General features: G+C 55.5%; 10 protein-coding genes and 1 other annotated feature. Of the genes, 5 read left to right on the forward strand and 5 right to left on the reverse strand.

Annotated elements, in window-relative coordinates:
* Window positions 1–281: 281 nt before the first annotated feature.
* The 3 genes from JUE30_RS03010 to JUE30_RS03020 form a co-directional block, all read right to left on the reverse strand.
* Entirely contained in the window at window positions 282–2696 is a 2415-nt protein-coding gene (locus tag JUE30_RS03010; RefSeq protein ID WP_203623560.1) for an NAD(P)H-dependent oxidoreductase, read from the reverse strand.
* 654 nt (window positions 2697–3350) lie between these two features.
* On the reverse strand, window positions 3351–3962 hold the full coding sequence (gene rpsD / locus JUE30_RS03015; RefSeq protein ID WP_125755582.1) for a 30S ribosomal protein S4: 612 nt from the start codon (window positions 3960–3962) through the stop codon (window positions 3351–3353).
* A 174-nt stretch (window positions 3963–4136) separates the two neighbouring features.
* The gene (locus JUE30_RS03020) at window positions 4137–4619 is read right to left on the reverse strand and encodes a GAF domain-containing protein (RefSeq protein ID WP_203623561.1); all 483 of its coding nucleotides are present in this window, start codon (window positions 4617–4619) and stop codon (window positions 4137–4139) included.
* Window positions 4620–4802: 183 nt separating this feature from the next.
* Here JUE30_RS03020 and ezrA point away from each other — a divergent pair, with 183 nt between their 5' ends.
* Complete coding sequence (ezrA, locus tag JUE30_RS03025; protein WP_203623562.1) at window positions 4803–6506, forward strand: septation ring formation regulator EzrA; 1704 nt, start codon at window positions 4803–4805, stop codon at window positions 6504–6506.
* Window positions 6507–6568: 62 nt separating this feature from the next.
* Here the strand turns inward: ezrA and JUE30_RS03030 are convergent, their stop codons facing one another.
* Window positions 6569–7477 (reverse strand): sigma factor regulator N-terminal domain-containing protein, encoded by a 909-nt coding sequence (locus JUE30_RS03030; RefSeq protein ID WP_203623563.1) that lies wholly within the window; start codon window positions 7475–7477, stop codon window positions 6569–6571.
* 2 nt (window positions 7478–7479) lie between these two features.
* Entirely contained in the window at window positions 7480–7929 is a 450-nt protein-coding gene (locus JUE30_RS03035) for an RNA polymerase sigma factor (RefSeq protein ID WP_203623564.1), read from the reverse strand.
* A gap of 167 nt (window positions 7930–8096) precedes the next feature.
* Between JUE30_RS03035 and JUE30_RS03040 the strand changes: the two genes are divergently transcribed.
* The 4 genes from JUE30_RS03040 to JUE30_RS03055 all read left to right on the forward strand — a co-directional run bounded on the left by JUE30_RS03040 (window position 8097) and on the right by JUE30_RS03055 (window position 11856).
* Window positions 8097–9251, forward strand: coding sequence for a cysteine desulfurase family protein (locus JUE30_RS03040; protein WP_203623565.1), 1155 nt, complete (start codon window positions 8097–8099; stop codon window positions 9249–9251).
* A gap of 31 nt (window positions 9252–9282) precedes the next feature.
* Complete coding sequence (gene thiI, locus JUE30_RS03045) at window positions 9283–10500, forward strand: tRNA uracil 4-sulfurtransferase ThiI (protein ID WP_203623566.1); 1218 nt, start codon at window positions 9283–9285, stop codon at window positions 10498–10500.
* Between the two features lie 13 nt (window positions 10501–10513).
* Entirely contained in the window at window positions 10514–10972 is a 459-nt protein-coding gene (locus JUE30_RS03050) for a GNAT family N-acetyltransferase (protein WP_125755568.1), read from the forward strand.
* Between the two features lie 242 nt (window positions 10973–11214).
* Complete coding sequence (locus tag JUE30_RS03055; protein ID WP_125755566.1) at window positions 11215–11856, forward strand: redox-sensing transcriptional repressor Rex; 642 nt, start codon at window positions 11215–11217, stop codon at window positions 11854–11856.
* Between the two features lie 29 nt (window positions 11857–11885).
* Window positions 11886–12087 (forward strand) — a binding site (T-box leader).
* The last annotated feature ends 39 nt before the right edge of the window (window positions 12088–12126 follow it).

A 12126-nucleotide genomic window follows, 5' to 3' on the forward strand; every position in this document is an offset into this window, starting at 1 on the left:
GCTTTCGTGATGGTTTTTGTCGACTCAACCTTAGCATATAGGCGCACCCAATGGGTGAAACACCAAAGCAGCGCAGTCCCGTGTGAATCGTGGGATTACGCTGCTTTTTTGAAATTCTATGAATAATCCAGGATACAGTTGACTGGCTGAATGTTCGATGGCATCGACCAATTTTTGTGTTAGTTCATGTGATAGAAACGTTATTCACTCCTACGTGGGTGTTATGGCAAAAGTCTGGACAACAAAAGAAGAACGCGTTGGCGTTCTTCTTTTGTTTGCAGTTAGGCAGTCGCCTTACTGATGGCATCTGCCACGGCGTCTTGCAGCGCGTGGCTGGTGACTGACGCACCGGTCACCGCATCGACTTCTGGGGAGTTGGCTGCGACCATCTCGTGAGGCAGTTCCTTGATGGCCTTCAAGCCAACGTCGGCGCTTTCGCTTTGCTTGAGCACTTCGACGTTTTCCAATTTACCTGAATCGTAGGTTACCCGAACGACGATCTCGTTGCCCATGCCGGCGTCGCTTTTCCCGATGTATTGGTTAGGCCCAACCGGGTAGTCAGACGTTTCCGGTGTGCTGGCCTCGTGGGCCGAGGCGCCGGTGGACGCGTCTGACTGCTCGGTCGTCTCCTCATGTTCCGAAGCGCCGGTCGAGGCGTCGGTTGTCGTCGTCTCCGCGGCCGTCGGGTTCAGGCCATGAGCGGCATTTTCACCGGCGATTTTGCCCCAAATCAGGCATTCGGCCAGGTTGTTGCCACCTTGATACTGGTTGGCGTTGATGCCGCCAAGTTCACCATCAGAGTACAGATTCTTGATGGCCTCGCCATCGGTGTTCAGCACTTCAGCCCGGCTGTTGCGCCGCGGGCCGCCTTGCGTGTTGAGCACGGTCTGGCGCAACGGCACGGCGTAGTATGGCCCGTCGTCAAACGCGCGCATCGTGCTTGCCGGCCGGTCGAAGGCATAGTCGCGACCGGTTTCGGCGAAGTGGTCGAAGTCTTCCCGAGCCTTGACCAAGACGTCGGGCTTGGCGTTGATCAATTTGGCCAAGTCTTCTAGGCTGGCCGCCTTGACGGTGATGTCGTCGAAATTATCGACTGGTAACTTATTGGCATGAATCGCGTCCCACTGCGTCTGATCAAAAATCAGGTGTGGGTGGTCATTAGCGATTGGAACCTGCCAGGTGCCGTGATAGTAAATGTGGCCGTGCTTGTTAGCTTCGGCCTCGTTGAAGTACCGCGAGCCGTCGTCGCCGACCGTGAAGGTACTGCCGTCAGCGGCTTTTGGCCAGCTCAGGATCAAGCGGCCGCGGGTACCAGCAGGACCAGCAAAAGTCAGCCCATGCAGCATGCCCAGTGATTCATAGTTTGCCATGTGCCACATGTCGGCACCGACTTCTTCGCCCAGCTTGATGCCGTCGCCTTTGTTGTAAAGCGACCCGATTGGAGCCAGGCGGGAAGCCTTCAGGTAATCCTGAATCATTGCCGGATTGTTTTCAAACCCGCCGGTGGCTAAAATGACGCCGCCGCGCGCCTTGATGTCTAGCAGAACGTGATCATGCTCGATCTGTGCACCAAGTACGGCACCGGTTTCCGGGTCCTGCACAAGGTGCTTGGCTGGTGAGCTGTACCAGACCGTAATTTTGTCGCTGCGGTCGAGAACTTCTTTGCGCAGTTTTTTCCATAGTGCGGAGTCGAATTGACGCTCATGTACGACCAGCAGGTCATACGCGTTCACGCCGGGAAAGTCAGGAAATTCATGCAGAATCCCGTGCAAGTCGACCTTGCTGTGATCCCAGTCCTTAGCGATACTCAGGGGCTCCACACCCAGATACTTGCGGAAGTAGTCGGGCATCTTGACCATGCCGTCAACGTAGGTATCGATCATGTCCTCGTCGAGGTTCATCGGCGCGGTCATCGCCTTGTAGTAGGTTTTCAGCTGGTCAAAATCGGTGCCCGCGCCGACGACTTGGCCGGCGTACCGGGTATTGCCGCCTTCATGGCCTTCCGGTGCGGAATCAACCAGCAGCACCTTAGCACCAGCGTCTGCAGCGAACCGCGCGGCGGTTGCCCCGGCACCACCGAAGCCCAAAACCACAACATCAAAACTCTGATCCCAGGTTCTTGCGACACTCATTTGATGGTTCTCCTTTGTCTCGTCACTGTATAAGTGGATAAATTTAATGAATTGACTGAAACATTCGTCAAGAAACTTGACGGTTTTCTGGTCCTTCAACGCGCCATTCGCATCGAATGCCGTTGCGGCATGGGGCAACATGAACTCGTTGCCAGGCAGCACGCAAGCATCGACCCCAGGCGCGTCAAGGACATGCCGCAGGTCCATTTGGGCCCGGACCGTGCCTTGAGCGCCCAGGGAGGCACCAACGATCATGATGGGCTTGCCGGCCAGTGAATGATAACTTGCAGACAGCCATTCAATCACGCTTTTGAGACTTGCGGTCATGGAATGATCGTATTCAGGGGTGGCAATAATGACTCCGTCGGCAGCCTCCACTTTACGAATCAGGGTTTCAATGGCCGGAGGAAAATGATCTAGCTCATCCTCATTGAACATTGGCAGGTCGCGAACCTCCTGCAGGTCGATCGTCGCCTTGTCGGCAAAATGAGCTTTCATATACTTCAGCAACGTGCGATTGTATGACTTGGTCGCGTTGTTGCCGACGATTGCGAGTAATTTCACCTCAGCATCTTCTTTCTATAAAATAAAATTTTCACAAATACTTACGCGATCATTGTAGCGCTATTACGAACTATTCGTAATCGTCAATATTAGGACCTGGGCAAGTTGCCTCACGCGTATTCCTGATCCCAGACAGTAGAATGGTGGCACGAACGATCGTGGCTAAAATGTGCCAATCAATTTTGTCGTTAAAGCTGACATGGCTTGTGGCGATTTGCGCTTGCATGGTGACGGTGCGTTCGTTGCGTTTGACAGTCACGGCATATCTGGCATTGTCGGTAAGGGTCTTTGCCATGCGTAGTCTTAACTTTGACTAGTTGTCAGCGGCCTGCTTTACGGGGGATGACGCGAAGTGGCACATCGCGGATTCAGACGGGCTAGCTGTGATTGAGATTTACTGTCACTGATGGCGGTCATAAAGGTGCCGCTGGACGAAGAGGCGGGTCTCGATAATGACAATCACGGCACAAGACCTTCAGTTGCTGACGCAGTTCATGAAACAATCGGATAAGAATGCGGGCAGGTTAAATGAATGACTTCTGCCAATATGGGTTGTCTCGACGATGACTTTCATGGTTTACGCAAGCAAAAAAGCATTTGACCGGCTGGCCAAATGCTTTTTCGATATTGCATCGCGGAAATTGTAATCGAGAATTACAGTTTCTGGTTGTAGTATTCAACGACAAGGGATTCGTCGATGTCTGGTTCGAGTTCGTCACGCGTAGGGAGGCGCACATAGGTGCCTTCCTTTTTGTTTTCGTCGAAGGAGACGTAAGCAGGACGAGAAATCGTTGCTTCGAGTGCTTCACCGACGATTGCCAGGTTCTGGCTGCGTTCACGCAGGCCGATCACTTGGCCCGGCGTTACTTCGTAGGAAGGAATGTCAACGCGCTTGCCATCGACCGTGATGTGGCCGTGGTTAACGAGCTGACGCGCCTGCGGACGAGTGGTGGCCAAACCGAGACGGTAGACCAGGTTGTCCAGACGGCTTTCCAGCATGATCATGAAGTTCTCACCATGGGTGCCTTCCTTGAGCTTGCCGGCGCGAATAAACAGGTTCTGGAATTGGCGTTCGTTCAAGCCGTACATCCAACGCAGCTTCTGCTTTTCAGTCAGCTGCTGGCCGTATTCGGAAACCTTACGGCGGTTGTTGGCACCGTGGTCACCAGGGGCGTACGGACGACGAGCAAGTTCTTTACCAGTGCCGGAAAGGCTAAGCCCCAAACGACGGGACTGCTTCCAGCGAGGACCAGTATAACGAGACATAGGATATTTCCTCCAAGATTTTTATTTGGAGTAAAATAATGAATTGTGAATTCAGAACACGGGCAGTCGGGCTAAGCCGTTCGCTCTTGCAGCCGCGGTTACTAAGCTCTCCGATACCGGTTGCCAAACTGGAGCCGACCATTCCATTCACTGCTGCATTATTTTACACGCGCACTAGTATATCGCGGAAAGGGCCGCCGCGTCAAGGTGTTTCGAAAGCGCCGCGCCGAAGTCCGTCAGCACTTTCACGTCCTTTTCCGAAAAGCGGTCGAGGATCGGTGAGTCAATGTCCATGATGCCGACGATGGTGCCTTCAACCTGCAGCGGGACCACTGTTTCCGAATTGCTGGCGGCGTCGCAGGCGATATGGCCGGCAAATTCGTGCACGTTTGGCACGCGCAGGGGAGTTTGTTTCTCATAGCTGGTACCGACGACGCCGCTGCCGGGCGCGATGTGCATGCAGGCGACCTGGCCTTGGAACGGGCCGAGGTCCAATGAATTGCGCTGCTTGCTGTAGATATAGAATCCGGCCCAGTTGACCTGATCCAGGCTGTTGTACAAAATAGCGGCGGCATTACTTAAGTTGGTGATGACGTTGGTCTCGCCGTCGAGCAAAGCGGCGACTTGGTCAACGATGATTGGATCAATGGCAGTCATGGTGACACTCCTTTTTGCGTCAAAAGTCCGAAACGTCGCGGCTTTTCCTATTAAAAGGGTTTCATATTGCCGGCGTTTTTGAGATACTAGGAACCGAAGACGATTTTCAGAACATTAAGGTCAGTGTACGAGGCAGCGGCCGAGAATGCAATCTTGAAAGTCGGCGCGGAAGGTGTAGAGAAAATGAATTGGATTATTATTGTACTGATCATCATTGTGCTCTTAGCCTTAGGGGTATGGGGCTATCAGGTGCGGAACGCGCGGTTGATCCACGATTTGGACGCCGAGGTCGCGACCATTGATACCGGTGCGGTGCCGGGGCTGATCCGCAGTATTCAGCAGCTGAGCCTGACTGGCGATAGCCTGGCCGACTTTAAGTCCTGGTCGCAAAAGTATCAGGGTCTGGTTGACGGCGAGCTGACTGAGCTGCAGACAGCGCTGCTTGATGTGGAGCAGGCCAACAAGCAATTCAAGTTTGGCCAGGTCAAAGATGGCATGGCCAACATCGATGCGCTGCAGACTTCGGCAGCCAAGGACATGAAGCAGATCGAAAGTCACCTTGGCATGATCAAAGAGGCTGAGGCCGATAACGCCAAGCAGCTGAAAGTTTTGCGCAACGACTATCAGGACGCGCGCAAGACGGTGCTGGCCAAGAGTTTTGCCTATGGCGACGCGCTCCCGGCGCTGGAAGCCAGCTTGCAGGATATCGCCTCACAGTTGACTACGGCGACTGAAGTCAACGTTGGGGGTGACCCGCGGCGGGCAAAAGCCGCGATCAAGCAGTTCAAAAATAGCGTTGCGGCGCTCAAACTGCAAGTCAAGCAGTTGCCGCCGCTGGTGAACTCGGTCGTCAACGAATTTCCTTCACAGTTGCAGGAAATCCAATCGGGCTATCAGCAGTTGACTGAGCAGCATTTTCTCTTTACCGACGACGTGCCCGCTGGGGTCGCCGAGGTGCAAAACCTGGTCGCGAAGGCGGAGGCTCAGATCAAGGACCTGGACGTCACTGAACTGACCGCAAACAACGCGACGATTGCCGACAAAATCGACAGCCTGTACGCGGTGATGGAAAAGGAACTCAACGCGAAGAGTTCAGTTATGGATCAAAAGGACGAGCTGCGGCAGTTCATCAGCCACGCAATGCAGCAGAACCGGACGCTGAATATCGAGCTGGATCACCTCAATCAGTCCTATCAGCTCAACCACGATGAGATCAAAACGGCAAATGAGTTGAAGGTGCAACTGGACACGATCGATCAGGCATACGCCAAGGCCATTGACCAGATCAATCAGAATCAGGCGATTTACTCAGACGTTTTGGCCCAGTTTACGCATGATCGCACAGATCTCACCGAAATCGAAAAGCAGCAGCAGGCCATCAATGCCAGCGTTTCCGGTCTGCGCGAAACCGAACGCAAGGCGCTGGCTCAGGTCGACGCGTTCGAGCGGGCCGTGCGTGATGTGCGCTATGAGGTGTCTCGCCACGACCTGCCGGGTCTGCCAAAAGCCTATCGCGACTTCTTCAAGGTCGTCAGCGACGAGATCCTGCAGCTGAAAGACGACATGGATCAGGTCAAAATCGACTTGGACGCCATTGCCAAAACGCTGATTCGGGTGTCCGCGGACATTGACCAGTTGAAGCAGCAAAGTCGCGACCTGATCAGTGCCGCAGGGCTGTGCGAGCAGCTCATGCAATACGCGAACCGCTACAAGACCTCCCACGAGGAAGTGGCCCAGGCCATGACCGATTCAGCAAAGTTATACGCCAAGTACGATTACCAAGGGGCAGCTGATGCCATTGCCACCGTGCTCGAAAAGGTGGAGCCAGGCAGCTACAAGAAGGTGGCCGACGACTTCAACGCCCAGCAGCACGACGAACTCGTCTAATTGGGTTCAATAGGATAGAAGAAAAGTGCGGCCGCAAGTTTCTACCTGCGGCCGCATTTGCCTTATTTAGTTGGCGTGATGAACGGTACGCGGGGTACTGTCACGCCCACGCTGGTCCCACTCACATACGGGGCAGTTGCGACTTTGGCCAAATTTTCGGTCGTGCCGGTGAGCATCACGCCTCTGAACTTTAATCGCGCCGGTGGGGTCTTCATCGCCTTTTCATAGGCCTGATTATTCTTGGCGCCGGTCCAATATTGGCTGAGTGCTTGGCGCCAGTATTTAATCTGGCTTTGCGGCGATTGACCGTCGGCGAGGGCCATGCCAATCGGACTCTCGCCTATTCTAGGCTGCGCCACGTCGCCGGAGATGGAGACGTGCGCGGTATCGTTAAACAGGTAGCCCCACCGCAGCTCAAGGTTCTTTGGCAGCAGCCGTTTCAGCTCAGCATAAGTGTAGCCGCGGTTAAAAGTGACGGCGATTTCGCCGACGTGATCAGGCAGCTCGGCCAGCGTTTGGGCCTCGTTAGGCAAGTCCTTGGTCCCAGTGTAGAATCGCGCGATTTTTTGCGTGCTCCCGGGCTGGAACTGTTGCAGGCCGAAACGCTTATCGCGGCGTTCAATGCTCTGAGCGAACAACCGGTCGTCCAGCTCCCAGCGCAGGTTGGTGTACTGGGACGTGTAGGTTCCCCAAGGGACTTTGTAACCGTCGATGTCCTTATATTCTTTGGTCACTACATTACCGCCAAAACTGGTGTCGTTAGCCAGCATCTCCGAGGAAAGCTCGACATTGGGCTCTGCGACAGTGTGGTAAGCATTCAGCTGGTCAAACAGGGCCGCGCTTTGCCGGGCCGCCACTTTGTTGAGAACGACGTAACCCAGTGGTACCAAAATCACGACGACGATGGCGGCGATGACGGCCATCATCAGCCGCTGCTTCCACTTGGCATGTTGCAGCGCTTTGTCTAACATTGTTATTCCTCCCATTTGGTGCGCAGACTGGCCCGCGCCCTCGCCAGCATGGTTTTCACACTGGCTGGCTTCAGGCCGAGCAGCTGCGCGATTTCTTGATATGAAAAACCGTAATAATATTTCAACGCCAGCAGTTCTTGCTGGTTGGCGGGCAGCGGTGCAAGCATCTCGGCAAATTGCGCCGGACTGGCGGCGGCAGGTTCGGGAATGGCGGCAGTCAGCGTTTCGCGCTGGCGCCTGCGCAGACTGTCCAGGAAGGCATTGAGCGCGATGCGGTAGAACCAGCCGTCAAAGTTGCGCACGGAAAGGTCCGGCAGCATGACGATGATTTTCTCGTAGGCCGTCGCCACTGCGTCTTCCGCGTCGGCCCGCTGGATCCCGCGCGCCTGCAGCCGCTGCACGACCACGCCGCCTAGCGCCAGCAAATGCTGGTCGAACTCTGATTTGGCCATCTCGCCCCTCCCTCCGTGAATAAGACGTCTGAACTCTGCCAAAAGTATACAGGCTGGCTGAACATTCTTCTATTTATTCTGCCAGGCGGATCCTGGCGGTTCATTTTCGCCAAAATATTTGGTATACTTGCATGCAGCTAAACTTACGAAAAGGAAGAATGTTGACCATGATTTATTTCGACAATAGCGCAACGACCAAGGCGCTGCCGGTGGTTCTGGACACCTACCGCAAGGTCTCCGAGGACTTTTTTGGCAATCCGAGCAGCCTGCATGCGGTCGGCGGCAAGGGCAATGAGGTGCTGCAAAGTGCCCGCAAGCAGATTGCGGACCTGATGCACGCCAAACCCGACGAGATCTATTTCACGTCCTGCGGCACTGAAGGCGACAACTGGGTCATCAAGGGGACGGCCATCGAGAAGCGGCCTTTTGGCAAGCACTTGATCACCACGCAGGTCGAACATCCCGCAGTGATCAACACGATGAGGCAGCTGGAGGAGCTGGGCTTTGAGGTGACTTATCTGCCTGTCGACAAGCGCGGTTTCATCGATCCCGAAGAACTGCGCGCGGCGATCCGGCCGGACACGATTCTGGTTTCGGTGATGGCAGTCAACAACGAGGTCGGCGCCAAGCAGCCGATCGATGCTGTCGCGAAAATCCTCGAGGACTACCCGAGCATTCACTTTCATGTTGACGCCGTGCAAGCGATCGGCAAAGGTCTGATGAAGTCGCTGCGCAATCCGCGCATCGATTTTCTGACGTTCTCCGGCCACAAGTTCCACGCGCCGCGCGGGACCGGGTTTGTTTACATCAAAGAGGGCCGGCACATCGCGCCGCTGTTGACCGGTGGCGGCCAGGAGGATAACCTGCGTTCCGGCACTGAAAACACGCCGGCAATCGCGGCGATGGCTAAGGCGCTGCGGCTGCTGTTGACCGATGAGGATAAAAAGGTCGCGCACCAGCAGGCCATTCGCAAGGCGATTTACGACCACGTCAGCCAGTTCGCGAACGTGACGATGTTTTCGCAGCTGACGCCTGACTTCGCCCCGCACATTTTGACGTTTGCCATCGCCGGGGTGCGCGGTGAAACCATTGTCCACGCGTTTGAGCCGCACGACATCTACATCTCGACGACTTCGGCCTGCTCAAGCAAAAAAGGTACTGAAAGCTCCACCTTGGCCGCGATGCATGTCGACGACAGTATCGCCACATCCGCGATCCGGGTCAGCTTGGACGAGTACAACACGATGGACGAGGCCAGGGCCTTTAACCAGGCGTTCGACCAGGTTTATGCCGGCTTTGCCAAGTTGATGCCGTCTGCCTAACCCGTTGCCACTTTATTGGAGGAAAAAATCTGTGAATTACACTGAAATCATGGTGCGCTATGGCGAGTTGTCCACCAAGGGCAAGAACCGCCAAGCTTTCATCAGCCGCCTGCACGGCAACGTCACCAAGGCGTTGCACGAATTTCCCGACCTGACCATTCGGCCCAAGCGCGACCGGCTGCACATCGAGCTCAACGGTGAGGACGCCAAGGCCGTGATGGCCCGCCTGTCCAAGGTGTTTGGCATCCAGACCTATTCGCCATCTGTGAAAGTTGAAAAAGACATGGACCAAGTGCACGAGGCCGTGCTGGCATTAATGAATGAATCTGTGCCGCAGGGAGCCAGTTACAAGGTCAACACCCGGCGTGCGGACCACACGTTTGCGCTTGACACGAACCAGATGAACTTGAATCTCGGCGACTTTTTGGTCGATCACCGGCCAGACCTCAAGGTGCAGATGCACCATCCGGATTACACCTTGCGGGTGGAAGTGCGCCGTGACGCGATTTATCTGTCTACGCAAACGATTCAAGGCGCGCTGGGCATGCCCGTCGGCACCGCCGGGAAGGCCATGCTGATGCTGTCCGGTGGGATCGATTCCCCGGTCGCCGGCTATTACGCCCTAAAGCGCGGTGTCGATCTGGAAATGGTTCACTTTTTCAGCCCGCCGTACACGTCCGACTCGGCTTTGAACAAGGCCAAGCAGCTAACCACCAAACTGGCGCCATACGCCGGCTACATCAAGTTTATTCAGGTGCCGTTCACTGAGATTCAGGAAACCATTAAGGCCACCGTACCGGAAGGGTACCTGATGACGGTGCAGCGGCGGCTGATGCTGCGGCTGACCGAGGCGCTGGCCAAGCAGCGCGGGGGTCTGGCCATCGTCAACGGCGAGTCGATCGGCCAAGTGGCGTCCCAGACTTTGGAAAGCATGGTCGCCATCAACGATGTGACCAACATGCCGATCATTCGGCCAGTGGCCACGATGGACAAGACGGAGATCATCAAGGTCGCGCAGGACATCGACACCTACGACCTGTCGATCATGCCGTTTGAAGACTGCTGCACAATTTTCGCGCCGCCGTCTCCTAAGACCAAGCCAAACCTGGACAAGACGCGCTACTACGAAAGCAAGCTGGACGTTGAGGGGCTGATGCAGCGCGCCTTGGATGGTGTGAAGATCACCGAGATCAAGTCGTCCGACGAGTTCATGAACCAAGACCAGGACATGATTTCTGAGCTGCTGTAAAAAGGAGACCGCGATGACTGAGATCCGCTACATGAATCGGCCCGAGGCCAAGGCGTACTTGGATTGGGTCTATCCAGCGCCGTATGAGTTCTATAACATTCCCGCCGCGGTTCACGCGGTAGAAATGGACAACATTTTTGCTGATGACGGGGATGACTACTATTCGGTGCTGGAAAACGACGAGCTGATCGGGATGTACGAGTTTTCTTTCCCCAATGGCGTGATGGAAATTGGCTTGGGGCTGGCGCCGGCCTACACGGGCGCCGGCCGTGGCCGCGCCTTCGTTCAGGCCGGCATCGACTTTGGCCGCCAGCGCTACCACTACGCCGGCCCCATTACCCTCGAGGTCGCGGACTTTAACGCCCGTGCCCGCCACCTGTATGAGGCCTTGGGCTTCAAACAAACCGGCACGCGCGAGGCTGATGCGTATGGGACTCCGGTCACGTTTGTGCAGATGAAATTAGATCAGTGAGTACTGCAAGCTGCCTGGTGAGGGCAGCTTTTATTATGCCGATAAAAGAGTTGCGCTTCTGGGATACAGGGCTTGAAGTGGTGCCCACCACGATTGCTGTGCGTCGCCGGCCCAATCCTCCCGGAACCCAGTACGTCTGGCGGTCGCGCACTTCCACCGGATTTTGTTTGTTCGTTCACAAAGGTTATGCTAAACTGACATTGTGAACGCTTACACAGAATTCAAGGGCGGAGGCAAGACCCATGCAAAACACAAAAGCACATGTCTCAAAAGCTACGATTAAACGCATTCCCCTGTACTATCGCGCAGTTGTCCAGCTACAGCAGGAAGGCGTCGCCCGCATTCGTTCGGACCGTCTAAGCGAAATTATTCACATACCATCTGCGACCATCCGCCGCGATTTTTCCAGCTTCGGAGAGCTCGGCAAAAGCGGCTACGGCTACAGCATTGCGACGTTGGTGGAGGAGTTCGGCCAGCTGCTCGACGTGGATTCTTCCGAGTCAATTATTCTGGTCGGCGTCGGCGGCTTGGGGCGCGCGCTGCTGATGAATAATTTTCGCCGTAATCCGGACCTGAACATTGTCATGGCGTTCGACGCCGACCCGACGAAGGTCAACACTCGCATTGGCGGCATTCCGGTGTACCCGTTTGCGACTCTGGCGGCACACATGAACCCGAACATTCACACGGCAATCCTCGCGGTGCCGAGTGCGTCGCAAACCGGGGTGATCGGCACGCTGGAGGCGTTCGGCATCAACGCCATCATGACGTTCGCACCGCAGCCGGTGGCCTGCGCGCCGCAGACTACCATCCGCTACATCGATTTGACCTCGGAGCTGCAAAGCCTGCTGTACACCGCGCACCAAAAGGCGAAAGCCCGTTGACGGGTCGCGGCCGCTCGGCTTATAATAGCGTCAACGCGATGACCAAGAGGGTTGCGGGACGCTTTTTCAGCGACAAGGCGGGTGGTGTGAGCCTTGAAGTGTTCCGTGATAAGTAGCTTGCGAGCCGTCGACCTGAAGTCAGTAGGGCCGACCGGGACCACCCGTTATCAGGTTCAAGTGAAGGCGTTGAGCCTTAATTTAGGTGGTACCGCGAGCTAACTCGTCCTAATCGATAGGGCGAGTTTTTTTGTGCAAGCTGCGAAGGCGGGC

The organism is Lacticaseibacillus sp. 866-1 (assembly GCF_016861825.1).
Taxonomy (GTDB): Bacteria; Bacillota; Bacilli; order Lactobacillales; family Lactobacillaceae; genus Lacticaseibacillus.

Coding starts and splice junctions, on each gene's coding strand:
- rpsD (WP_125755582.1), bottom strand. CDS start 3,962: ATGTCTCGTTATACTGGTCCTCGCTGGAAGCAGTCCCGTCGTTTGGGG.
- JUE30_RS03020 (WP_203623561.1), bottom strand. CDS start 4,619: ATGACTGCCATTGATCCAATCATCGTTGACCAAGTCGCCGCTTTGCTC.
- ezrA (WP_203623562.1), top strand. CDS start 4,803: ATGAATTGGATTATTATTGTACTGATCATCATTGTGCTCTTAGCCTTA.
- JUE30_RS03030 (WP_203623563.1), bottom strand. CDS start 7,477: ATGTTAGACAAAGCGCTGCAACATGCCAAGTGGAAGCAGCGGCTGATG.
- JUE30_RS03035 (WP_203623564.1), bottom strand. CDS start 7,929: ATGGCCAAATCAGAGTTCGACCAGCATTTGCTGGCGCTAGGCGGCGTG.
- JUE30_RS03040 (WP_203623565.1), top strand. CDS start 8,097: ATGATTTATTTCGACAATAGCGCAACGACCAAGGCGCTGCCGGTGGTT.
- JUE30_RS03050 (WP_125755568.1), top strand. CDS start 10,514: ATGACTGAGATCCGCTACATGAATCGGCCCGAGGCCAAGGCGTACTTG.
- JUE30_RS03055 (WP_125755566.1), top strand. CDS start 11,215: ATGCAAAACACAAAAGCACATGTCTCAAAAGCTACGATTAAACGCATT.